The 24,194-nt window shown below is 49.6% G+C and carries 22 protein-coding genes; 12 read left to right on the top strand and 10 right to left on the bottom strand.

The window, feature by feature from the left end; all coding sequences use genetic code 11:
* Window positions 1–28: 28 nt before the first annotated feature.
* Window positions 29–937 (bottom strand): cysteine synthase A, encoded by a 909-nt coding sequence (cysK, locus tag ACYVK4_RS18095; protein ID WP_461128927.1) that lies wholly within the window; start codon window positions 935–937, stop codon window positions 29–31.
* Window positions 938–1,055: 118 nt separating this feature from the next.
* On the bottom strand, window positions 1,056–1,901 hold the full coding sequence (locus tag ACYVK4_RS18090; protein WP_461128926.1) for a serine O-acetyltransferase: 846 nt from the start codon (window positions 1,899–1,901) through the stop codon (window positions 1,056–1,058).
* Window positions 1,902–2,119: 218 nt separating this feature from the next.
* On the opposite strand from ACYVK4_RS18090, the gene ACYVK4_RS18085 reads away from it, so the two are divergent.
* The 4 genes from ACYVK4_RS18085 (at window position 2,120) to ACYVK4_RS18070 (ending at window position 6,715) form a co-directional block, all read left to right on the top strand.
* Window positions 2,120–3,355 carry a PQQ-dependent sugar dehydrogenase gene (locus ACYVK4_RS18085; RefSeq protein WP_461128925.1) on the top strand — a complete coding sequence of 412 codons (1,236 nt, stop codon included), beginning with the start codon at window positions 2,120–2,122 and terminating at the stop codon, window positions 3,353–3,355.
* A 100-nt stretch (window positions 3,356–3,455) separates the two neighbouring features.
* Window positions 3,456–3,947, top strand: a complete 492-nt coding sequence (locus tag ACYVK4_RS18080; protein ID WP_461128924.1) for a methylated-DNA--[protein]-cysteine S-methyltransferase — start codon at window positions 3,456–3,458, stop codon at window positions 3,945–3,947.
* Between the two features lie 176 nt (window positions 3,948–4,123).
* Window positions 4,124–5,125 carry an MBL fold metallo-hydrolase gene (locus tag ACYVK4_RS18075; protein WP_461128923.1) on the top strand — a complete coding sequence of 334 codons (1,002 nt, stop codon included), beginning with the start codon at window positions 4,124–4,126 and terminating at the stop codon, window positions 5,123–5,125.
* A gap of 885 nt (window positions 5,126–6,010) precedes the next feature.
* Complete coding sequence (locus ACYVK4_RS18070) at window positions 6,011–6,715, top strand: hypothetical protein (protein ID WP_461128922.1); 705 nt, start codon at window positions 6,011–6,013, stop codon at window positions 6,713–6,715.
* Between the two features lie 211 nt (window positions 6,716–6,926).
* Here ACYVK4_RS18070 and ACYVK4_RS18065 read toward each other — a convergent pair whose 3' ends face one another.
* The 3 genes from ACYVK4_RS18065 to ACYVK4_RS18055 all read right to left on the bottom strand — a co-directional run bounded on the left by ACYVK4_RS18065 (window position 6,927) and on the right by ACYVK4_RS18055 (window position 9,844).
* A complete protein-coding gene (locus tag ACYVK4_RS18065) occupies window positions 6,927–7,970 on the bottom strand; it encodes an MlaD family protein (RefSeq protein WP_461128921.1) in 1,044 nt (347 codons plus the stop codon).
* Window positions 7,971–8,106: 136 nt separating this feature from the next.
* Window positions 8,107–8,862, bottom strand: coding sequence for an ABC transporter ATP-binding protein (locus ACYVK4_RS18060; protein WP_461128920.1), 756 nt, complete (start codon window positions 8,860–8,862; stop codon window positions 8,107–8,109).
* A 166-nt stretch (window positions 8,863–9,028) separates the two neighbouring features.
* A complete protein-coding gene (locus tag ACYVK4_RS18055; RefSeq protein ID WP_461128919.1) occupies window positions 9,029–9,844 on the bottom strand; it encodes an MlaE family ABC transporter permease in 816 nt (271 codons plus the stop codon).
* Window positions 9,845–10,133: 289 nt separating this feature from the next.
* Between ACYVK4_RS18055 and ACYVK4_RS18050 the strand changes: the two genes are divergently transcribed.
* Window positions 10,134–10,985 carry a CvfB family protein gene (locus ACYVK4_RS18050; protein WP_461128918.1) on the top strand — a complete coding sequence of 284 codons (852 nt, stop codon included), beginning with the start codon at window positions 10,134–10,136 and terminating at the stop codon, window positions 10,983–10,985.
* 80 nt (window positions 10,986–11,065) lie between these two features.
* Here ACYVK4_RS18050 and ACYVK4_RS18045 read toward each other — a convergent pair whose 3' ends face one another.
* The 4 genes from ACYVK4_RS18045 to ACYVK4_RS18030 all read right to left on the bottom strand — a co-directional run bounded on the left by ACYVK4_RS18045 (window position 11,066) and on the right by ACYVK4_RS18030 (window position 12,825).
* On the bottom strand, window positions 11,066–11,896 hold the full coding sequence (locus ACYVK4_RS18045) for a lytic transglycosylase domain-containing protein (protein ID WP_461128917.1): 831 nt from the start codon (window positions 11,894–11,896) through the stop codon (window positions 11,066–11,068).
* A 214-nt stretch (window positions 11,897–12,110) separates the two neighbouring features.
* A complete protein-coding gene (locus ACYVK4_RS18040) occupies window positions 12,111–12,305 on the bottom strand; it encodes an ATP-binding protein (RefSeq protein ID WP_461128916.1) in 195 nt (64 codons plus the stop codon).
* Window positions 12,302–12,568: a hypothetical protein gene (locus ACYVK4_RS18035; RefSeq protein WP_461128915.1), complete on the bottom strand. Its 267-nt coding sequence runs from the start codon at window positions 12,566–12,568 to the stop codon at window positions 12,302–12,304. Before ACYVK4_RS18035 ends, ACYVK4_RS18040 begins: the two co-directional genes overlap by 4 nt.
* A 14-nt stretch (window positions 12,569–12,582) precedes the next feature.
* Window positions 12,583–12,825, bottom strand: coding sequence for a hypothetical protein (locus ACYVK4_RS18030; RefSeq protein WP_461128914.1), 243 nt, complete (start codon window positions 12,823–12,825; stop codon window positions 12,583–12,585).
* Window positions 12,826–13,273: 448 nt separating this feature from the next.
* On the opposite strand from ACYVK4_RS18030, the gene ACYVK4_RS18025 reads away from it, so the two are divergent.
* The 6 genes from ACYVK4_RS18025 to ACYVK4_RS18000 all read left to right on the top strand — a co-directional run bounded on the left by ACYVK4_RS18025 (window position 13,274) and on the right by ACYVK4_RS18000 (window position 20,874).
* Window positions 13,274–13,771, top strand: a complete 498-nt coding sequence (locus ACYVK4_RS18025) for an energy transducer TonB (protein ID WP_461128913.1) — start codon at window positions 13,274–13,276, stop codon at window positions 13,769–13,771.
* A 655-nt stretch (window positions 13,772–14,426) separates the two neighbouring features.
* Complete coding sequence (locus tag ACYVK4_RS18020; RefSeq protein WP_461128912.1) at window positions 14,427–15,653, top strand: serine hydrolase domain-containing protein; 1,227 nt, start codon at window positions 14,427–14,429, stop codon at window positions 15,651–15,653.
* Window positions 15,654–15,700: 47 nt separating this feature from the next.
* Window positions 15,701–17,176, top strand: a complete 1,476-nt coding sequence (locus ACYVK4_RS18015; protein WP_461128911.1) for a serine hydrolase domain-containing protein — start codon at window positions 15,701–15,703, stop codon at window positions 17,174–17,176.
* Window positions 17,177–17,203: 27 nt separating this feature from the next.
* Window positions 17,204–18,253, top strand: coding sequence for an alpha-hydroxy acid oxidase (locus ACYVK4_RS18010; protein ID WP_461128910.1), 1,050 nt, complete (start codon window positions 17,204–17,206; stop codon window positions 18,251–18,253).
* Between the two features lie 79 nt (window positions 18,254–18,332).
* Window positions 18,333–19,655, top strand: a complete 1,323-nt coding sequence (locus ACYVK4_RS18005) for a M20/M25/M40 family metallo-hydrolase (protein WP_461128909.1) — start codon at window positions 18,333–18,335, stop codon at window positions 19,653–19,655.
* A gap of 85 nt (window positions 19,656–19,740) precedes the next feature.
* Window positions 19,741–20,874, top strand: a complete 1,134-nt coding sequence (locus ACYVK4_RS18000; protein ID WP_461128908.1) for a lactonase family protein — start codon at window positions 19,741–19,743, stop codon at window positions 20,872–20,874.
* Window positions 20,875–20,897: 23 nt separating this feature from the next.
* On the opposite strand, the gene ACYVK4_RS17995 is transcribed toward ACYVK4_RS18000, so the two are convergent.
* On the bottom strand, window positions 20,898–22,259 hold the full coding sequence (locus tag ACYVK4_RS17995) for a serine hydrolase (protein ID WP_461128907.1): 1,362 nt from the start codon (window positions 22,257–22,259) through the stop codon (window positions 20,898–20,900).
* A 104-nt stretch (window positions 22,260–22,363) separates the two neighbouring features.
* Here ACYVK4_RS17995 and ACYVK4_RS17990 point away from each other — a divergent pair, with 104 nt between their 5' ends.
* Window positions 22,364–24,070: an IlvD/Edd family dehydratase gene (locus ACYVK4_RS17990; protein ID WP_461128906.1), complete on the top strand. Its 1,707-nt coding sequence runs from the start codon at window positions 22,364–22,366 to the stop codon at window positions 24,068–24,070.
* The last annotated feature ends 124 nt before the right edge of the window (window positions 24,071–24,194 follow it).

Below are 24,194 nucleotides of genomic sequence, written 5' to 3'. Positions count from 1 at the left end.
ATTCACTAATAACCCACTATACAAAGAACTAATAAAGACCTTCTATGGACAGATAGCGTTCGCCGGTGTCGTAGCAGAATGTCAGAATCCGGCTGCCGGGGGCCAGGTCAGGTAACTTTTTGGCAATAGCGGCTAGCGAGGCACCCGATGAAACACCGACGAATGTACCTTCTTCCCGCGCCGACCGGCGCGCCATTTCGTAGGCTTCGTCTTTGCTTACCTGAATGGCCCCATCGAGAATATCGGTATGCAAGTTTTGAGGGATGAAGCCCGCCCCAATGCCCTGAATAGGGTGGGGACCGGGGGCACCACCACTAATGACCGGCGACAGTTCGGGTTCTACCGCATAGACTTTTAAATTGGGGAACGTCTGTTTTAGAACCTGTCCAACGGCCGTGATATGCCCGCCCGTTCCGACACCTGTGATCAGCACATCGAAACCATCGGGAAAGTCGGCCAGGATTTCCTGCGCCGTCGTTTTAACGTGAATATCGATATTCGCCTGGTTTTCGAACTGTTGGGGCATCCAGGCACCGGGCGTTTGGGCAACTAATTCGTGTGCCCGTTCAATGGCTCCTTTCATGCCTTTCTCGCGGGGTGTCAGGTCGAATTCAGCACCATAAGCGGCCATGATTTTACGCCGTTCTATACTCATTGATTCCGGCATCACCAGAATAATTTTGTACCCTTTTACAGCCGCAACCATCGCCAGGCCAATCCCGGTATTTCCGGAGGTGGGTTCAATAATGGTACTATCGGACGTGAGTAATCCTTTGGCTTCCGCATCTTCGATCATGGCCAGCGCGATCCGGTCCTTTATGCTGGCACCGGGGTTCGCCCGCTCCAGCTTGGTCCAGACTTCATAACCCGGAAAAAGTCGATTAATACGTACAAGGGGGGTGTTGCCAATCGTGTCGAGAATGGAGGTAGCTTTCATAATTGTAAGAGGTCAAGTAGTAAGTGAGTAAGTTACCAAGTAGTAAGTGGCTGACGCAAACATAATGCTGGGGCGTCAGCCACTTACTACCTGGTAACTTACTCACTTACTACTTAGATTATATAACAAAATTAATGGGTTCGGTGGTTTCGAGCGATTTGGTGCGGACGTCGGTCTGATGCTGGTGGAAAACAAGCGAGTGTGCTTCGACACTGCTTGTCAGCCATACGTTACCACCAATGACCGAGTCGTGCCCCACAATAGTATGACCGCCCAGAATTGTTGCGTTGGCGTAAATCACCACGTTGTTTTCAATCGTTGGGTGTCGTTTTTTCTGGGCCATGGATTTCGCTACATACGTGGCCCCCAGGGTAACCCCCTGGTAGATCTTGACGTTGTCGCCAATGATCGTTGTTTCACCAATGACAACACCGGTGCCGTGATCAATGAAAAATGATTTGCCAATCTGAGCTCCCGGGTGAATATCAATCCCTGTTTGCCCGTGTGCATATTCAGTCAGCATACGGGGCAGGAGGGGGACGTTTAGCTTCAGTAATTCGTGCGCAATTCGGTACACCGAAATGGTATAAAAGCCAGGGTAAACGGCTACGACTTCTTCGATGCCAACCGCTGCAGGGTCATTATCCGCGATGGCATGGGCATCGAAAAGTAAATTATCATAAATGCGGGGTAACTGATCGAAAAAGCGTTCGGTAATGATTTCCGGGCTTTCGCTTAAGTTGCGTTCCAGTGGTCGCAAAAGGCACACCAACTGTTCATTCAGGTGGTGGTAGGTTTCCTCTACATGTTGCGAAACGGACTTGCAGTCCTGCGTAACAGGAAACAACAGTCGCATGAGTTGATCAATAAATCGTCCCGCATCTGGCCGCGACGGAAGTTTATACCGATAGAGGGCCCGTTGAGTTTGCAGGTGGTCAAGGAAGGTAGTTGTTTCAGTTGTCATGTTGCTCTGTATCTGTATACTTGCGTTAGATGATCAGATCATCTGGCGGTAGAATATTTACCCCGTTCTGTAGAAACACTACACAGGTTGTTTATTCGTTAAGCGTGTGAGTAGCACGTTTAAAAACAAAAGAATCTATGATTTTTAAACAAAAAGCGGGCCGCAAAGTTCGGAGGCATTTATTGGAACTTCATTTGCATGAATAAATAAGTAATCAAATGAATCAACTCATCATGTTCAGTAAAACAATCATTGCGTTTATGATTTCACTGGCGGCAACGTCGGGTGTCGCCTGGTTGGTTGCCTATGCCTGTCAGTCCGGTAAGGAATCAAACTCAATGTCGCCGGGCTCTTCGGGTACTAACTCCGGAACAGTAACGGCTAAGGTGGTCAATGCGTATCCGAAACTCACGTTTTCTTCACCTGTCGAATATACCTATGCCAATGACGGCACTAATCGTGTTTTTGTGATTGAGCAGGAGGGCCGTATTCGGGTCTTCGATAACGACGCTAATACCGCTACGGCTGGTACGTATCTGGATATCAAGAACAAAGTGGCGTCGGGTGGCGAAATGGGTTTATTAGGCTTGGCCTTTCATCCCGATTTTAAGCAGAATGGGTTCTTTTATGTAAACTATACCAAAAGCAATCCCCGCGAAACAGTAGTAAGCCGCTTCAAAGCGTCGTCAGCAACGGCTTCACAAGTCGATCCTGCCTCGGAGGTCATTCTGTTCCGATTCGAGCAGCCCTATTCAAACCATAATGGGGGAAAAACCCTTTTCGGCCCCGATGGCTATTTATATGTTTCGACGGGTGATGGCGGCAGCGGGGGAGACCCGCAAAACAACGGGCAGAACCGCGCCAGCTGGTTAGGGAAAATTCTGCGGCTCGATGTGAACAGTACGGCAAAAGGAAATTATGGTATTCCCGCTGACAATCCATTCAAAGGGAATGCCAATGGTTACCGCGAAGAGATTTTCGCCTACGGTCTGCGAAATCCCTGGCGGATGAGCTTTGATGAGGAAGGCCGTTTATGGGTTGGTGACGTAGGTCAGGATAAAATAGAAGAGGTTGATATTGTTACAAAGGGTGGTAACTATGGATGGCGTGTCAAAGAGGCCAATGCCGACTATAATTCGAAAGGGAGTACGACTAATGTTGCCGATTTGATTGACCCGGTCTGGCAATATAGCCACAGCAACGGCGACGTATCGATTACCGGTGGAGTTGTGTACCGGGGTTCTACGATCCCGACCTTGAAGGGCAAGTACATTTATGCCGACTACGCCAGCGGCCGTGTTTGGGCATTGACGCCCAATGGAACTAAAACAGGCACCAATCAGGAACTTCTGTCGGGAGCGGGGGCTATCTCAGCTTTTGGAGAAGATCAGAAAAAGGAGATTTATATGTGTGATTTGGGGTCAGGAAAAATTCTGAAGCTGGTTAACAAGTAATTGGCGAAACGAATTTTTAAGGTTACAGGCTAAAAATGGAGCCCATTGCGTTGGTAGTGGGCTCTTTTTGTATCTTGAGGTCTAATTTTAACTGTCATCAATGACCACCACTGTTTTTGAATCGCCACTGGGCTTGGTCCGGATTATGGGTGATGCGCAAGGCGTTTCTTCGATTTCCTGTACAGACATAACCGTCGACGAAAAGGAAACGGCAGGAGTTCTGGTCGAACCAGTTCAGTTGGCAGTCGAGCAACTCAAGCAATACTTTGCCGGTACGCGACAGTCCTTCGACTTTCCCTTAAATCCGGCAGGAACCACCTTCCAGCAATCGGTTTGGCAGGCATTGCTCACTGTTCCGTTTGGCACAACACGTTCATATCTAACCCTGAGTCGACAAATTGGTGATGAAAAGGCGATTCGTGCTGTTGCAGCTGCCAATGGACGGAATCCTTTATGGATCGTGGTACCCTGTCATCGGATCATCGGTTCGGATGGTTCACTTACGGGTTACGCGGGTGGGCTGTGGCGTAAAAAATGGCTACTGGAGCATGAAGGGGCTTTCGCTAAGTCAGGGCAGATGTCGTTGTTTTGAGGTACTTCCCGGACTCCTCGACTGATAACTGAAGAGGGGCTGGAACCATCTGGCGGTGCCATAAGGAAGATCAAGTCAATATATAAAACCCTTATCTAAATACAGGAGAAGCCCTACAGATGACACCACCTTACATCCTGCCATCAGCGTTACCCCTTTTATTGTTTTCAGGAATTATGCTGATAATCACTGCCTGCGCTCCGCGCTACAAAGGACCGGTAACCGATCATTTCAATGGTAAGAAGTTCTTCAATCCCGGTATGCCCGAGCGAACCTCGGGCGGGGTGTTAAAATGGTTATTTAACCGCGATAAAGGCCCCTGGCCTGAACAACCCGACGCGTTCGTGGGAGCCAAACCCGCCACCCGCGTTGAAGGCGATAGTTTGGTGCTCACCTTTGTCAATCACTCCACATTTCTAATTCAAACGAATGGGCTGAACATCCTGACTGATCCCGTTTGGTCGGAGCGGGTTGGACCGACATCGTGGCTGGGTGTGAAACGCAAACGCCCACCGGGGCTTCGTTTTGAGGAGCTGCCGCCAATTGATGTGGTCTTGCTTAGCCACAACCACTACGACCATCTTGACTTACCAACCATCAAAAAACTGGTAAAAGCGCACAACCCGCTGTTCATCACACCTCTCGGCGTATCGTACCTGCCCAAGTCGGTGAACGGGCGAACAGAACGGGAACTGGACTGGAACGATACGCTGCGGATCAACGATAAACTTGCTATCAGCTGCACGCAAGCCCAGCACTTTAGTAATCGCGGTCTGGGGGATCGGGAAGAAACACTCTGGTGTGGCTATTTACTCCACACGAGTTTCGGTACCACGTATTTCTGTGGCGACAGCGGCTATGGACCGCACTTTAAAAAGATAGCCGAACAAGCCCGTCAATCGCCCACCGGCCCCATCAAACTTGCCTTATTGCCTATTGGCTCTTATCGGCCCGAGTGGTTTATGGCTCCCGTTCACGTATCACCGGCCGGAGCAGTAAAAGCATTTATTGACCTGAGCACACCGCAGGCCGTTGGTATTCATTTTGGCACGTTTCAACAAGGCGATGATGGCCTGTTCGAACCCGCCGACGACCTTAGGAAAGCCCTGAAAAGTGCCAGTATTCCTGAGAGCAAGTTCATTGTGCCAAAAGAAGGGCACCCAATGGTATTCCGTTAGTCTGGGGTAACCCAAGCGGTTGAGCTGTATCGAAGCCGATTGTCTACTTTCGGCTATTCCCTTGTGGCGGCTTATCTTAATTCATTTTACTTTGCCGGAAGAACCTGCATCGCTGCAATTGCCCGATGCTTCAGTTGTACCTATAAACTAGCGGGATTGATCCTATTTTATTGTGAATTACCCTTCACCCCATTGGTCGAGCCTGACATATAAGCGATTGACGTTCCTGTAACGATGGTATCGGACTTATTTATTTGCTTCTCCAGGAATAAGCCTCTGATACGTGCCTTTAGGTCTAACCTAGACGTTTCCAGGTCTGGATGATCTGTTCAGCCTGGTCGTCCAGGGACAATTCAGACACACGCTCAAAAAAGAGTCATTATTTATTTACGGCTTCTGAAATCTCCTCAAAAGACATGTAATTGCCCCAAATAGACTCATGTCTACGCAGGCAGCCAAAAGGACTTTGCTCCGGTTAGGCATAGGGTAGTTGTAATTGTTCCACACCAACCATAAACTGTTCGTTTGCCTATGGTAAAAGATATGGGCTTCTCGATGCCTTGCCGAATGTCGTTTCGGCAGATAAGTAACAGCTCAATGTACCCGTACGTACCTTATCTATCCCTCTTGGAGGTCGATTCGCAACGGACTACGGCTCATCGGATGGACCCCTATACCCAATTATTTCCTGCTCAGGATTTTTCGATTACGCCCTGGTCCCAGCTATCCGTATTCAACTGAACGGATCATTCACTGTCTTTTATCAGACAATTCTGGTACAAGCGCTGGCCAGAGGACTGGACAGTCCTTTTTGAAGTCGCTCTACGATACGCCGTCGATTTGCCCTTAAACAAGCTTTTCTTTTATTTATCTCTTCTAAACAGTATGAAAAAAGTATTTCTTTCACTGGTGGCTGTATGTTCCATCACGACGACTTTTGCCCAGTCGCCTACCTTTAATGACGCTTTTCTTAGTCAATCAGGGAATCGTCAGGAGGCTTATTTGACCCAGTTGGGCACGTATAACCAGGCTAGAATTAGCCAGAGCAATGGCAATGGATTGGGTTACAATCTTGTAAACGCCAATCAAACGGGAGGCTCCTATTCCGGTGAGAACCATGTTCTCTGGATAAGTCAGACAGGATCGGACAACCAGACCAGTATCAATCAGCTTGGTGCCAATACATATGCCAAGGTAACCCAGTCTGGAGCCGAGAACATTTTCAGCTCCAGCCAATACGGCGATAGCAGAACGTTTCAGTCGGTTACCGCCCAGCAATCGGGAAATAGTAATAAGGCTTACGTAGATCAGTTCAACACCACTTCATATGCCGCCGGGCCTGGAGCCGTCCTGACACAGACGGGTACGAACAACTTGGTACGGTTAAATCAAACGGGTACCTGGCATACTAGCTATATTAGTCAGGACGGTAGCGACAATGTTGTACAGGGAGTGGGAAGTTCAGCGGCCTTACAAAGTGGAATCAGTAATACCTTAACGATAACGCAAAAGCTGACGTTAAATACCACTTCAGTAAGCCAGATGGGCAACGGAAACGTCGGCTCCATCTTTCAGGGCGTTGTCCGATAGATAACCTAATGACAAAAGAATCAGGCTGAACCCTACGCTACTCAATGCGCATTTTGGGATTCAGCCTGATTCTTTTGTTAAAACTATAGACAGGGCAGGTAAATTACCCAATTGCGGCTGGTCGCTGCCAGTGCCGTCTCCACGGGTACATCAATTAACTGTACCTTGACCCACTTGTATTTTATAGTCGCGAAAGCCGGGCCGCTCAACACTACGGTCTTACGGAGGCCGAGCTGTCCACTTTTGATTTATTCTCCTCTTTTTGCTTAGCTTCTTCTTTGGCTTTCTTTTTGAAGAAACCACGCAGCAGGAAATTGCTCTGAGCCGCTTTCAAATCCTCGTTCAGCAATACGGTTCCCTGGCTCAGGTTACGCAGCGTGGTGCGGAGATTACTGGCCATTTCCTGATCCGTCAGAAGCACACCCAGGGGACTGTTTGTGTTGTTCAGTTTCTCAGATGCCCGGTTGAGGTTAGTGGACGTTTGGCCCAGTGTACTAACCGTTTGATTGGCTGCCCTGGCCGTATTTTCCAACTGGGTGGCGGAACGGCTGAGTCGGCGAAAAACGGTGGTGTCGGTCACAAGTTCATTCGCGAGTGTTCCTTTTGTGTTGAGTTTGGCCGCAAACTGCGATACCGAACCGGTCACTTTTACGGTGTTGTCCGATGCTCGCTCAAGATTGCGCATGGCCTTCTTAAAGTTCTCGGCTACCAGTGAGTCCGTCAGAACAGCCCCCACAGTTCCCTTACCGCGTCGGAGATTGCCAACCAGCTCCTTAAAGTCATTCGTGACCTTGAGAAGGTTATTGTTGTTCTCCTGCAATGTCGCCATGATTTGGTCTGAACTCAAAGCATCTGATGTTTTGATACGGTCACCATCTTCCACTTCCGGGTGGCTGGTTGTACCTCCTGCTATCACGACGATTTTATTACCAATCAACCCATCTGAGCTTATCGTTGCATCGGCGTCTTTTCGAATGTACTGCTTGGAGCTTTCCTCAATGCTCATGTCGACCTCGACCTGCGCGTTGCCGAAGAAACTGATTCGTTTAACCGTCCCGATTTTTACGCCCGAAAACCAGACGTTATTACCGACTTTTAACCCGGCTACGTCTTTAAAGACAGCCATTAATTTAAAGCTCTTCGTAAAGCGTTTCTGTTGTCCGCCCAGTACAAACACCCCGGCCAGGAAAATGACAATGCCCAGCAGGACAAAAATGCCGACAACAACGGAGCGTTTGTTTGATTCTGTACTCATATTCGTAGTTTTCAGATCTTGATTTTGGTGGTTATCGGCAACTATGGTTTCAGTCAGATTCCCTCTTTAGTCAGGTCATTCAATGCGTACCGGTAGGGAACCGTTTATGTAGAAAACCGTAAATGACGTATACTGTTTAATTGACGAAATTGTAATTATAAAACTGTTGAATTCGCTCGTCGGGGTTGGCGAAAACTTCTTCGAAGGGACCAACGCGCTCAAACTTACCATCCAGCAGCATGGCCACCCGATCACCGGTGGTTTTTGCACAGGTCAAGTCGTGGGTGATGATGATAGACGTTGCCTGAAACCGCTCCCGTACTTCATTGATGAGGTTGTTGATTTCGATACTGGTTATCGGGTCCAGTCCTGAGGTCGGCTCGTCATACAGCATAATTTCGGGCTTCAGAATGAGTGTACGGGCAATGCCAATGCGTTTTCGCTGGCCGCCCGATAATTCTGATGGCATCTGGTTGATTGTCTGCGACAGGCCAACATCGTCAAGTGCTTCCTCCACGGCTTTGTCAATCTCCGCACGGCTTAGATTACGGACGTTCCGAACAAGCGGGAACTCCAGATTCTCACGAATGCTCATACTATCATAGAGCGCACTGCTTTGAAAGGAGAAACCAACTTTTTGCCGAAACTCGTCTAACTCACGGCCCCGAAGTTGTTCTACATCCTGGCCCAGTACGACTATCTTTCCGGCATCGGGTTTGAGTAGGCCAATGATAAGTTTAATTAAAACGGACTTTCCGGTACCGGAACGCCCCAACACCGCAACGTTTTCCCCCCGCTTCACATCCAGGTCGACCCCACGCAGCACGTGCAGATCGCCGAAGGATTTTCGAAGGCCTGTGATTGAAATAACTGATTCAGTAGATGGTGTCATAGTTTAATGAGTGAATGAGGGAATTACGGATGATTGAATATGGGTAGAGTGTTGAGCCCCTGCTTAATAGCTGAATCCGGAAACCCAGGATTAATTGTTTAATAGCAGGTTAAAATGTTCCACTTTTTTATTCACTCATTCACACAGTCTATCATTCAAAATTATATCAGCTTCCCCGAATCGCGCCGACGATCTGGAGCGACAGAAGTTCTTCGATAAAGACCAGAAACATAGAGGTGACAACGGCTGAGTTTGCCGCCTTGCCAACGCCTTCGGTGCCCTTGGAGGAGTGATATCCTTTGTAGCAGCCTACCATTCCGATAGTAAAGCCAAACACGATCGACTTCAGGATTGAGGCAAAAATGTCGAGGTAAGTGATGGCGCCGAACACCTCTTGCATGAACGACGTAAAACTGGTCTGTTCGTTTTGATTGACATTTATATACGCACCAATCAACCCGACAAAAATCGTGTACATCGTTAGCAGCGGAATGGTGAAAGAGGTCGCTAAAACCCGGGTCACGACCAGGAATTTAAAGGGGTCGGTCCCCGACACTTCCATCGCGTCGATCTGTTCGGTTACGTTCATCGATCCTAATTCTGCCCCAATGCTCGATCCAACCTTACCAGCCGCAATCAGGGCCGTAACGAGTGGTCCCAGGGCACGGACAATAGCAATGGCAATGAGCGAGGGCAGCCAGGACGTAGCCCCGAATTCGGAAAGAGACGGGCGTGACTGGTTGGTGAAAACGATACCCGTAATAAAACCGGTTGTGGAAATGAGCAAAAGTGACCGAAAACCCACCTCGTAACACTGACGAATAATCTCTTTAAATTCGTAAGGAGGTAAAAAAACTTCCCGAAAAAAACGGCCGACAAACGAAGCAACGTCTGCCAGCACCAGAAAGATATTGTCGAGCCGCCGGGTCACAACAGGCCGATCAGAAGTTGAATCTGTAGATTTAGTAGTATCAGACTGCATTCAAATACGCTAAGGAAAGCCGACGGGTTATGCCCTGCCGGATATAAGCTAATAACTGATTTAGATGAATAGGGTTTATTTTGATCCAGAGATTGTTTTCTTAACTTAATTATAGGCGAGTAGTCCGATAACGATATGAAGCGCGGAAACGTGTAACATAATTGGGTATAAAACAGGATAAGGCGCATAATCTACAGCCCCAAATAGGGGCCGGGTCAGCAGATTATACGACCTTTGCAACATACTATGGCACAGAAGAGTGCTGTTAGCTGATGATTGCCCGCTGATTATGATTACCATTGGACAAATAAATACGTTAACCGCCCTGCGGAAGACGACTGTAGGATTTTTTCTGGGCGACCTGTCGGACAGAGAAAGTCAGGATTTTAGTAACGATATTCTGCTGCCCAACAAATACGTCCCCGATACACTTGAGGTTGACGACGACATTGACGTATTCGTCTATACCGACTCGGAAGATCGGCCTATTGCCACTACGCTGACACCGGCTATCCAACGAAATGAGTTTGCGGCTTTGCAGGTTGTGGCCGTAACGCCAGCCGGTGCGTTTCTGGATTGGGGACTGGAGAAAGACTTACTGGTACCCCACCGGGAGCAGTCACGACCGATGGAGGTAGGCCAATGGTACGTCGTATTTATGTACCTCGACACGGCAACAAACCGACTGGTCGCGTCCAGTAAAGTAAGCCGTTTTCTGGACGATGATGTACAGGATCTGGCCATCGGCGACGAAGTACAACTGCTGGCTTATGAACTGACCGATCTGGGCGTCAACGTAATTATCAACAACCGGCACAAGGGTCTGGTATATGCCAATGAGATTTTCCGAACGGTTCGGCCGGGCGATCCGCTCATTGGGTACATCAAGAACATTCGCGATGATAGTCGTATTGATGTAAGCCTCCAGCGGATTGGTTTTGAGAATGTTGAGCCAAATGCCCGGCGTATTCTGGCCACGCTGAAAGCGGAAAACGGCTTCCTCCCATTAACCGACAGCACCCCCCCCGAAGAGATATATGCCGCTTTGGAAATGAGTAAAAAGACCTTTAAAAAAGCCATTGGAACCCTGTATCGGGAGCGAAAAATCGTCATCGAAGACAAAGGAATCCGGCTGGTATAACCGTACCCACGGACTTTAGTCCGTGTTTTTAGATACTCTATATATAGAATTGAACACGGACTAAAGTCCGTGGGTACGGGTTAACTAAAACGACCGGAAGCAAAACGGCCAAATGGCTGGTAAGCCGTCTGTTGCACCGGCGATAGGAAGGAGGAGTAATCGTCCGGGCGGGACATAACTTCTTTATACAGCAATACCCGATAGAGGTAATACCGGGTTTCTCTGGGGAGTTTCATCCGGTAATAGTCCCGATGTTCATCCCGCTTGATCTGGTTCTTTACATATCCGGGCCCGGCATTGTAGGCAGCCGCCACCAGCGACCACGAACCCAACTGGTCATATAATTTTCGTAAATAGCGGCAGGCTGCTTCTGTGGCTTTCTGCACGTTGAACCGTTCATCGGTTTTTCCACTTACTTTAAGGCCCAGCGCACGGGCGGTGCCCGGCATCAACTGCCAGTACCCGGCTGCACCAGCCCGCGAAACGGCTCTGGGCTGCAACGCGCTTTCGGCGAGGGGCACATAGCGAAAATCGTCCGGAATATCATATTTCTCCAGGATCGGGTCGATGATGGGAAAGAAAGCATCGGCCCGTTGACGAAGACTGCCGAGATCGCTCGAATGGGTGCGAAACAGCGTGAACACATGTTTCCATCGGTCAACGACATCTGTTTGATCCAGGGGCAGACATTCTCCACAAAAATCAACATCAAGGAGGGGTAATTCAGGCGCGCCAACAGTGGTCGGCATCAGCATAGTTGACGCATCAGCCCGGTTATCCAGTAAGGATGTCGCATCGGACCTGGAAACGGCGCTGGTTTTGGCGGAGAGTACGGAAGGCAGTGCCGATGAGCCTACCGCTGGGGCAATCAATTTGGCCGCTACCGTGACAGCCGGGCGAATGAAGGCCATCAAAAAGGGGAATCCAACTTTTTTAAACAAGACATTTTCTGGATGGTAATTAGTCTATAACGAAACTCCTAAACAAATAGTGCCTTGATAATCAATATCATACATAGGCTTTGTTAATTTGTAGTGACATAATTCAGGGCTAAAAATTTCAAAATAGCTGAGTCTCACGAATTTAAGAATTGAAACTATTACACGTTTTCAGGCGGTGCATGTGTCAAAAAAGTTGCCCTTTTTCAATCCGTATTTTCACTAACAATCCTCCTGCGTAGGCTTTCGTGACCGTGCCATAATGTAAGCTCAACTCTGAGCCCGTGCCTTCACCGATGGGTTTGGGGTGAAAAAGGGTAAAGATTTTACTCCCAACCGACTCGGAAATGCCCGACCCGTTGTCGATGACCCGAATCGTCATTTACTCGTTGACCTGAGTAGTGCTGACGTGACGGTAAGCTGGTAGTCTGCTGGTGCAGCGTTCTGTTTTCCTTTGACGGTGTAAAAGACATTTTTATACAGGTTGAACAATACCCGCCTGATCTCCGGCTGAAACAGCTTCATCAAGCTGAAAACATCTCCAAATTTCGTTACCAGTTCCTGACTAAAGTCCATGTCTTTAGCTCGTAAGCCATTGTTGTCGACCGTAAGGGGGCTACAATCAGACCGTTTATTTCCGGACATAGTCTCAAATGGGCTTAGTTGTTTTCAACGGGCTGTGGGACTTGATAGGGCAAATTCCTGACAACACCGTCCGGGCAACCATCCAGACATATAATCGTTGGTTTGGGCGAGGGCTGGACAATATGCACCGAAGTGGGTTGAGTCGGCGAGGGTTTAATATCAGTTGGCTGACAGCCTGTGAGCTGAACCGTCGCCGATAAGGCCATTAAGCCAATAAGTGAACGGGTAACGACGGAGTTGAGGAGACTCGTTTTCATGGGTGATAAATCAGTTAGTTGACTTGACTGGCGGACTATCCGCTCTGGTCGAATCAAAAGTCTATCTTGTTTGAGAGAGAGGCTGCCAGAATTGGGTCAAAACTTACATCATTTGGGACTATAGAAAACAATGAATAAGTCCCTCCTGATGCCGGTCGCTTTACGGGTACGGTACAGCGTTTAAAGAAGTAAGGTGAATGGGCTAACGGGATAAATGTACAATCGTCAAGAGGCCAGAAGCCCGCTACGGCTACTCTATGCGCGGATAGCCTGAACAGAATTGATTAACCGAAGGCTAAAAATCCTGACGGGCCAATGTCAGAAACAACGTATTTATCTATTAATCCTGTTACATGGATCGGCTTTAGTTACGACTAAGTCTGTGGGGTGCGCAAGGCAACCATTTTAATGAAACAACTTTCTTTTTCTACCTTAACAAACCACGTTTATGGTACCGCAACAAAAAAACTGGCTTATCAATAAGTACGGGCTGATACTTGTGATCGGCTTACCCCTGACAGCTCTAACGATAGCCTGTAGCCACCGTAGCCAGACCACGCAATCGGGTCAGTCAGCGAATCAATCCGTAACCCAGGCGACCTATTCGCCGGTTATGGAGGAAGAAGTTTTTACTGTTTGCGAAGTGCCACCCAGTTTTCCAGGTGGAAACGCTGAACTTGGCAATTACTTGCGACAGAATTTGCGCTATCCGGAGGCCGCCAGTAAAGCGAAGATTGATGGTAAAGTGTTCGTCGCCTTTATTGTCACTAATCAGGGCCTTATTAGGGACGTAAACGTGTTGAAAGGCCTTGGCTATGGTACGAATGAGGAAGCCGTTCGTTTGGTACAGACCATGCCTGCCTGGATACCCGGCAAGCAAGCCGGCCGATTCGTCAATGTGAAGTATAACCTGGTTATTCCTTTTGTCCTGGCCAGTCAAAAATAGTGGTAATGGATTGAATATCAGTTAGAAAAATACTTTACAGTTTGGGAGGGTGAAGGCAGCGGAATGATAAAGGCAGCGGAATGATAAACGTAGTGCCTTCACCCTTCAGACTTTCTCCGTACCCTTGCGTGATCAATCTTAACTTAATGGCAAACCCAAGCCGGTTCCTTCGCCGATGGGCTTTGTAGTGAAGGAGGGCTGGAAAATCTTGGTTCTTCTTGAGGAGACACGTCAATTAAGCCTAAATCAGCCTCAAATTTCGTAACCAATTTAAGGACATCAATGCGTGTCTCACCGGTTCAGCTACCGGCGTGTTCGCGCATTTGGTTGACAGCCAGTGTGCTATATCGTCGCCGTTAAGAAGCCTAAACCAACAGGGGAACTCGCCACTACAGAGGTGTGAACGAGCGTCTCCGTACGTGAAAAGCCAGTTAAAGCACTTTACTGACAATGTAATTGCTTTGGTCGAATCAAAGGGCTTACTCTTAGCGCAGAAATCCTCGCCCTTTTAGGGTAATTCCGGCAACCCTTTAGTCATTTGTTGCCTGTTCCCGTTCGTTTTTGCCTGATCGATGCTGTTTCGCAGGGTTACTTCGTAAACATTGACGAAAATGTTGTTTATTGAGTCCTCTAGTCGGTACAACCTCATCATCAAATGTCTTCAAAGCTACTTCTCCTGTTTGTTCTGTTCAGTACGTCAACACTTGCCCAAAAGAAAGCGGCTCCCAAAACCAGTCCTTATTTTCCTGCTGCCCATCAATGGGAACACAAAACACCGGCTGAGTTGGGGTTGGTAGCCGCCAAAATTCAGGAAGCGATTTCGTTTCATCGGGAGAATGAGATAAAAAATCCCCGCAGTATGGAGCAGTCGCATTATCAGTCCTTCGGCAAAGAGCCGTTCGGCTATGCCATTGGCCCCTTCGCTGATCGGGGTGAGCCTACGGGAGTTATCGTTTATAAAGGGTATATCGTGGCCGAATGGGGCGAACCCCAACGTTGCGACATTACCCACAGTGTCACTAAAAGTTTTTTGTCGACCGTGGTGGGTCTGGCCGTCGACAAGGGGCTGATTCGGAGTGTCAACGACACGGTAGCGAGTTATGTGCCGCCCATTGAGTTATACAACCAGCCCGTGACGCGCCCGGCCGATGAATTTGGCCAACCTGAACTGATCACCCCGTTTCAGACGCCACACAACCGAACCCTTACCTGGGACCATATGCTGCGGCAAACCAGCGATTGGGAAGGTACCCTCTGGGGCAAACCCGACTGGGCCGACCGTCCGGACCCCGATGCGGCCAAATGGTTGAATCGTAAACGGAATGCACCCGGTACCGTCTATGAATACAACGATGTTCGGGTCAATGCGCTGGCCCTGGCAGCGACCAGTGTTTGGCGGAAACCACTGCCGCAAGTGTTGAAAGAGAATGTTATGGATGCCATTGGGGCCTCGAATACGTGGCGCTGGACGGGTTACCGCAATTCCTGGATCGTGCTGGATGGACAGCCTGTACAATCCGTCAGCGGAGGTGGCCACTGGGGTGGGGGTATGTTCATCAACGCGCTGGATATGGCCCGGTTTGGTTTGCTGACGCTGAATAAAGGCAACTGGAATGGTCGGCAGTTGATTTCTGAACAATGGATCAACCAATCGAGAACACCCACACCGGCCCAACCGACCTACGGCTACATGAACTATTTTATCAATACCGACAAAAAGCTGTTGCCATCAGCTTCCGCCAGCAGCTATTACCATCTGGGTAATGGTACGAACATGATTTACGTCGATACAGAACATGATTTGGTAATGGTGGTTCGCTGGATCGACACCAAAGCGATGGACGGTATTGTAAAACGGGTGCTGGAATCCTTTCAAAAGTGACGAAGGGCTGCGTAGTCAAATGGAACTTACCACGAACGTTTAGATATATGAATCAAATTTTACGAATTTCTGCGCTGGTGTTCGTTGTCATGAGCTACAGTCATGCCCAAACGGCTAAAGAAAAAATGCTGGCGCGGGCGAACGGCCTGTCGCTTAAAACGCCGTACAAAGCCCCGCCGGGTGATGCGCTGTCGCACCATACGTCAGGCTATGCTAAAATCATGTGTTCAGCGGTGTTCATAACGGGTCTCAAGCCCGACTTTGCCGCTGAAAACGTGGGTTATTTTACAAGTCCGTATGAAGAACGGGCTAAAGTAGGCAAACCCGTTATCGACTACGCAAAGAAATCAGTGTCGATTACGCTACCCAATGGCGTTACCCGAACGGCTATTTACACCGGCGATCAGGGATGTGTAACACTTCCCGAAGGCAAAACGGCATTAAACTACAAACCCGTAAACGTACCTCGTAACCTGCCCAATGCTGCCACAACTCCCTGGCCCATGGGCGATGTGCTCCCGACGACCCCAGTGCCTGCTGAACTAAACATGGCTAAAGTAACGGAAGCCGTCAAGGCTGCCTTTGAAACGGCCGAAGCCCAAACGGCAGCCTTCGTCGTAACCTACAAAGGGCGAATCATTGCCGAACGGTATGGCGATGGTATAACCAAAGATACCCCGCTCGAAAGCTGGTCGATGGGTAAGAGCCTCTCCGCCAAGCTCTTAGGTGTTTTAATTAACCAGGGTGTTTATACCCTGGACCAACCGGCTCCCATTCCGCAATGGCAGAAAAAAGGTGACCCGCGGTCCAAAATCAGAATTATGGACATCATGCACATGTCGAGCGGCTTGTATTGCCGGGCACCCCAGGACCCTGACTATGACCCTGCCCTTGGCTACCCGGACCATTTATACCTGTATACCGATGCCGGCAACTCATTCGACTATGCTGCTAATTTGCCTCAACAGTGGCTACCCAACACCGTTGGGCGCTATCGTAACTGCGACCCCGTATTGACCAATTATCTGAACCGGCTGGGCATTGAGCGCAAAGGGGAGGTCTATCACACCTTTCCCCAGCGGCAGTTGTTCGACAAAATAGGAGTGCGCACGATGGTCATGGAGGCTGACCCGTCCGGCAACTTTTTAACGCAGGGATATGAGTTCGCGTCGGGTAGAGACTGGGCCCGGCTGGGCAATCTGTACTTACAGGATGGCGTCTGGAACGGCGAACGGATTCTGGCTAAAGGTTTTACAAAATTTGTGAGCACTCTGGCTGAGCCCTGGGTAGCCGATGGTCGGCCGATCTACGGTGGCCTGTTCTGGATAAATGGTGATGGCGCCCGCCCCATTCCGAAAGAAGCCTATATGATGCTGGGGGCTGGCGGTCAATCCGTTACGATGATCCCGTCGCATGATCTGGTTGTGGTTCGATTAGGGCATTATAAAGGAGCACAGGCGGGTGGCAAAGCCCTGAACAAAGCCTATGCCCTGCTTATGGAGGCTGTACCGGCGAAAAAGTAATGTGTTTGTTAACCCTCAATACCCGTCATGAACTTACCGGTACACGACCTGAACGATTTATCCGACATTATTAATCTACATGATGTTGAAAAACTGGCAGCGGGACGGATGACGCCAATGGCGTATGAGTATGTTGCCAGCGGTGCCGCCGATGAAATTACGGTTCGGTGGAACCGACAGGCTTTAGACGCTATAAAGCTCAATACGCGGGTACTTGTCGATGTGAGCCGGATTGATACCCGGACATCTCTTTTCGGTATGGATCTGGCGTATCCTGTTCTTGTCGCGCCAACGGCATACCACAAAATCATGCATCCCGATGGTGAACTGGCCACCGCTAAAGGTGCCGGAGCCGCTTCAGCTATTTATATCGTCAGCTCTTTTACCAACACGCCCCTTCAGCAGATCGCCCGTGCTGCTACGCAACCCCTCTGGTTTCAATTGTATGTGCGGGATGATCGGGAGTTCACCAAAGCGCTCGTTCAGGAAGCTGAAGCACAAGGGTGTCGGGCCCTTTGCGTCACGGTCGATACGCCCGTGGCGGGTGTCCGTAATCGCCAGCAGCGCGTGAACTTTGCCATGCCCGAAGGTATCACAACTCCGCACATGGTCGATGCGTTTGCGCTGACGAAGTCGTTGACCTGGAAAGACATCGAGTGGCTTCAGTCATTTACCCATGTTCCGATTCTGCTCAAGGGAATTCTGAATCCTGACGATGCCGACATGGCGGTGAAAGCGGGCGTGTCGGGCCTAGTGGTGTCCAACCACAGCGGCCGCAATCTGGATACCGTACCCGCCACGATCGAGGCTCTTCCGCGCATTGCCGAAACCGTGAACAAACGTGTGCCGGTTCTCATGGATGGCGGCATCCGGCGGGGTACGGATGTGCTGAAAGCCATCGCACTTGGAGCCAGTGCTGTTCTGGTAGGCAAACCCATTTGTTTCGGTCTGGCTTGCGGTGGAGCTTCTGGCGTAACAAAAGTGCTGGACATTCTGCGCACGGAGCTGGAATTGGCGATGGCCCTGACAGGTAGGGCAACCATTGGCAGTATCGACCAATCCGTCATTTGGAAGTAGCAGGCCGGTGCCCCTTTTACAGGCAGAACAATTAATGAGTATCGACTACCAAACAAAAAATACAACCTAAAAGCAAACAATGAAAAAGCAATTACTAACGGGCTTCATCCTGGGGATGACTATTCAGATTAGCCTTCCATCAACCAACGCATTCGCTCAGGAGCAGGATGCCGGACGAAGTGGCAAAGTAGACGCGCAGTACACAAAGGATATTGACCGGTTATCGAAAAATAAGCAGATACAGCAGGCCTTTCAATTCATTGTGGCCCAAACAAAGCAGAATCGGGATGAGCTGATCATGCTGACTGAAATTGCGGCTCCCCCCTTTAAAGAAGAAAAACGGGGTGCGCGTTTCTCGACGATGCTAAAAGAAGCCGGTGCCGATTCGGTCTGGATTGATAAGGTGGGGAACGTAATGGCGTTGCGAAAAGGCAAGAAACGAACTACCTGTGTGGCTTTGGATGGGCATCTGGATACGGTGTTTCCGGCAGAAACCGATGTTACGGTTAAAGCAAAAGGAGATACCCTTTATGCGCCCGGCATTGGTGATGACACGCGGGGTCTGGTAGCTGTGGTCGCCGTGTTAAGAGCGCTGGAGGCCGCTAAAATAGAAACCCAATCCGACGTTTTATTCATCGGCTCGGTAGGAGAGGAAGGCCTTGGCGATTTAAGGGGCGTAAAGCACCTGTTCAGCGACCAAAGCCGACGCATCGATTCCTGGATCTCCATAGAAGCCGGGGCTTTAGGCCGGGTGAGCAATATGGGGTTGGGCTCGAATCGATACAAGATTATTTTCAAAGGCCCCGGTGGGCACTCATGGGGCGCTTTTGGTTTAGCAAATCCCCAGCATGCGTTGGGATCGGCCATCCATTATTTTTCAAAAGCGGCCGATAAATTTACGAAAACGGGTGCCCGTACCAGTTTCAACGTCGGTAGGATTGGGGGCGGTACGTCGGTGAATTCGATTCCTTTTGAATCCTGGATGGAGGTCGATATGCGCTCTGAAATTCCCGAAAACCTGACCCTGATCGATGCCATCCTCAAAGAGTCGGTTCAGAAAGCGCTGGAAGAACATAATGCTATGCGACGATCGGGCCCTCTGTTAACGGTCGATTTTGTCAGGATTGGTGAACGGCCATCCGGAGAACTGCTCGAAACGCTCCCCCTGGTTCAACGGGCTATGGCCTCAGTGGCTTATTTTGGGGAAACGCCCAAAATCGGACGAGGGTCGACCAACTCCAATATTCCTATTTCCAAGGGGATTCCGGCAGTAACCATTGGCCAGGGCGGCCTGACGGGCGGGAACCATTCGCTTACGGAGTGGTGGTTAGATAAAGACAGTTACAAAGCCATTCAGGCGGCCTTACTCACCCTGGTGGCCGAAGCTGGCATGGCTCCCTAACGAAATTTAGGCTACCGTATGAGTAAAAAGAAAACGTGCCGGACTATTGCAAGGAAAGATCGTGGTCAACAATAACTGCCTGTCTGTGAAAAAGAACCTTCGCTTCCTCGCTTTTCTGGTTACTATCCAGTGTTTAGTCAGTGTTTTCGCCGTCGCGCAAAACACTGACTATTACCTTTATGTAGGTACCTATACGCGCAAAACGAGCGAGGGTATCTATGTCTTTCGGTTCAATGCCCAAACCGGTGATTTTGCGCTCGTCGGCATTGCCAAAGGGGTAACGAATCCATCTTTCCTCGCGATCTCGGCAGATAAACGCTTTCTATACTCCGTTGGTGGAGCCTCTGCCGATTCGGCCCGTGCGTACGCCATTGATGGTAAAACGGGTCTCTTAAAGCTGCTGAATGCGCAGGCATCGGGCGGCAAGGGCGGGGCTCATATTGCCATTGATCATACAGGTAAATGGGTAATGGTGGGTAATTATGGAAGTGGTAGCCTGAGCGTTTTTCCTGCGGAACCAGATGGTTCATTGGATAAGGTGGCACAGGTGATCACGCACGAGGGCAAGAGTATTGATCCCGAACGCCAGACGAAGCCCTACGTGCACTCCATCAATATCGCACCCAATAACAAAGATGTGTTTGTCCCTGATCTGGGAACCGACAAAATCATGACCTATGCGCTGGATGCGAAAACAGGGCAGCTTACCCCTGGAAATCCACCCTTTACCGCAGTGACACCGGGCTCAGGACCGCGCCATCTTACATTTCATCCCAACGGAAAGTTTGCCTATGTGATTCAGGAAATGGGGTCTATGGTAACCGGTTTTAGGAACTCGAAAGGCCAGTTAGAAGCGCTTCAGACAATCAGCACCCTGCCGGAGGGGTATACCCGTAAGAAATGGAGTGCCGACATTCATATATCGCCCGACGGAAAGTTCCTTTACGGCTCCAACCGCGACCACGAAAGTCTGGCCATATTCAGCATTGACCAGAAAACGGGGAAACTCACGCTGGTCGGCCATCAAGCTGTAAATGGAAAAACGCCCCGTAACTTTGCCATTGATCCCACCGGCAATTTTGTTCTTGTGGCCAATCAGGATTCGGACAACATAACGCTGTTTAAGCGGGATAAACAAACGGGCAAGCTGACGGCTACTGGAAAGGAAATTTCCGTTTCCATGCCGGTTTGCCTGTTGTTTATGCCGACAGTAAACTAGTTTAATCAACTATGACCCTCAACCTACTTCCGCATGGCCGGAATTTCTCTGCCATTCTGGTAAAGTACTAATTTGACAACTTTCCCATCTTCATTTTTAAAAAAAGCCAGAGAAGCATCTATTACCCGATAAAAGAACTTGGTTTCGGATTCCGGGAATACCTCGATGTAATCCTGTTTCATCAGTTTGACAAAGAGTTGATCGCCCTCCAGTTTAACATCGAACTCGCTGCCGGGGGCTATCTGATAAACACCCACGTACGATTGCAACACCTGTTTAGAAATGGAAGTGGCCTTCCTGATGGTTGTGATTTTTGTAGACGGATTGAAGAAGTAAAAACCGATATCGTCGGGCGATTGCTCCGAATTATTGAGAATAATAATCCCCTTATTCGTTTTTCGACTGAACCCGGCAAAGCTTCGATAGCCGCCGGTGCCGCCATTATGCCAGATTATCTCGTCGTTGTTCATGGAGCGGATGTGCCAGCCCAAACCAATTTTCATGTCTTTGCCAGCCTCGTGGATGGGTTGCTGGGTTAGGTCGATTGCTGGTTTCAACGTCGTAGAAAGCAAGCCCATTTCGGCCTTTAGGTAACGGACCATATCTTCGGCATTGGACCGAATGGCACCTGCACCGGCCATTACATCAAAGTCCCAATGGGCCGTTGGCCGCACATAGGAGTGACCGGTGGTTAGGTAAGGGCTGGTATTCAAGGTGCTGGTCTGGGTCATCTTAAGCGGTTTGCAGATGACATCCTGTAGCATTTGTTCATAACTCTTTCCCGAAATGACGGAGAGCGTATGGGCTAATAACCCCGCGCCAAGGTTAGAGTAGTCATAGGTGCCCACGCCATGCTTGAGCTGATACGTTTTCAGGAAGGCAAATAACTCATCAGACCTGTAATCGACATAGGGATTTGCCGGGTCTTTTGGATTAAAATTAGCAGGCATGCGGGGAAGCCCCGATGTATGAGACGCCAAATCCGCAAACGTGAGCTTGTGCCCGTCATAGCTGGGTATGCGGACCGATTCAGGCAGGTATTTATCAATGGGATCCGTCAGCTTGACCGTTCCTTTCTGAACCAGATCGGCCAGCAGCAGGGAAGTGAATGTTTTACTAATCGAGCCGATTTCGAAGACCGATTTTTTGGTGATCGGCTTTCCATTGACGGCGCTGCCGTTACCATAGACAAAATAATCCTCTTGGCCATTCTCTAAAAACACGACGACTGTTCCAACGGCTACCTTGTTCTCGATCCGACTGATCACTTGCTCCCGGATCGTCCTTTTAACCGAGTCGCTCACCGCTTGCCCAAACGAAACACTTGACAGCGATACGTGAAAAAGAATGATGAAAAAGAAATTATACGTGAATTTCATAGCCATAGAGCGTATAGTTGATTGGCAAAGTAGTAAATTGTTTGGCCGATCGTGAAAGTAAAATACACCAGCGGCAAGCTTTACACAGTACTGATCATTGCTTACTCAAAATGCCATTACGCTCCCGAGATTGGTTTGGCCGCACCGGAAAAGACGGCTTTATTTATCGTGCCTGGATGAAGAACCAGGGGTTTCCACACCACGAATTTGAAGGTAAACCCGTTATCGGGATTTGTAATACCTGGTCGGAGCTGACGCCCTGCAATGCCCACTTTCGCGAACTGGCCGAAGCCATCAAGCGGGGTGTATGGGAAGCTGGTGGATTTCCGCTGGAATTTCCGGTCATGTCGTTGGGCGAATGCCAGATAAAACCAACGGCCATGCTGTTCCGTAACCTGGCCAGCATGGATGTGGAGGAAAGTATTCGGGGTAATTCCATCGACGGGGTTATTCTCATGTGCGGCTGTGATAAAACGACGCCTTCGCTGGTGATGGGGGCTTGTAGTGTTGATATTCCCACGATGGTGGTATCGGGTGGGCCGATGCTGGCGGGCCGTTTTCAGGGTCGTAAGATCGGTACCAGCGATCTTTGGCGCTTTGCCGAATCGTTCAAAATGGGCGAAATGAGCCAGTCTGAGTTCATTGCGGCCGAAGCGAGTATGGCCCGTAGCCAGGGGCACTGCGCCGTAATGGGTACCGCCAGCACAATGGCCGCTATGGTCGAGTCGCTCGGCCTGTCATTACCCGATAATGCCACCATTCCGGCTGCCGATTCGCGCCGGAAAGTGCTGGCCCATATGACGGGCGTTCGGATGGTCGAACTGGTGAAGGAAGGTACCAAACCATCCCAGATACTGACCCGTCAGGCGTTCGAAAATGCCATCATGGTCAATGCGGCTCTGGGAGGATCAACGAATTTCATTCTGCACCTGACGGCCATTGCCGGTCGGGTTGGCGTCGATCTGACGCTGGACGATTTCGATACACTATCGGCGAAGATACCTCTGCTGGCTAATCTCCAGCCATCGGGTGAGCACTTCGTCGAAGATTTATTTTATGCGGGTGGTCTGCCTGCTGTTATTCGTGAACTGCGCGATGTACTCAATAACGACGCCCTGACAGTAAACGGAAAGTCGATCGGCGATAACTGCGTGGATGCGCAATGTTATGATCCGGCTGTCATTGCGTCGGTCGATCAACCCTTTAAACCGGAGTCGGGGGTGGCTGTTTTACGGGGTAACCTGTGCCTGAATGGCGCGGTGATCAAACCGTCGGCGGCATCGCCCCACCTGATGCAGCATACCGGCCGGGCGGTAGTTTTTGAAAATATCGACGATTACAAAGCCCGCATTGATGATCCGAATCTGGATGTTGACCCTACCTGTGTGCTGGTCCTTAAAAACGTAGGGCCAAAGGGCTATCCGGGCATGCCCGAAGTTGGCAATATGCAATTGCCTGCCAAAGTACTGGCGCAGGGCGTTCATGACATGGTTCGTATTTCGGACGGGCGTATGAGTGGTACCGGCTTTGGGACGGTGGTGCTGCACGTATCACCTGAATCGGCGGTGGGTGGTAATCTGGCCCTGGTTCAAAATGGCGATATGATTACGCTCGATGTCGAAAACCGGAGCTTACATCTGCACGTGTCAGATCAGGAGCTGGCTGGCCGTCTGGTTCATTTCAAACCGGTCGATTTAGGCTATGACCGTGGTTATGTCAATTTATACATTCGGCATGTGACGCAGGCGCATGAAGGAGCTGATTTCGATTTCCTCCGGGGCGGGTCAGGTAGCGAAGTGAAAAGGGACTCGCACTAGAAAATTTCTTTAAAAAGGTGTTTCTTAAAAGCGCCATACCCAGGTAAGCGTCCTCTGGGTATGGCGCTTTATTTATATTTAAAGAATGTTAATATGTGTACTAAATTGTTTATAAAAATTAACT

The sequence above is a fragment of the Spirosoma aerophilum genome, assembly GCF_054782495.1.
Note: the sequence above shows the minus strand (reverse complement) of the source record. Positions and strands in the feature narration are given on the sequence as shown.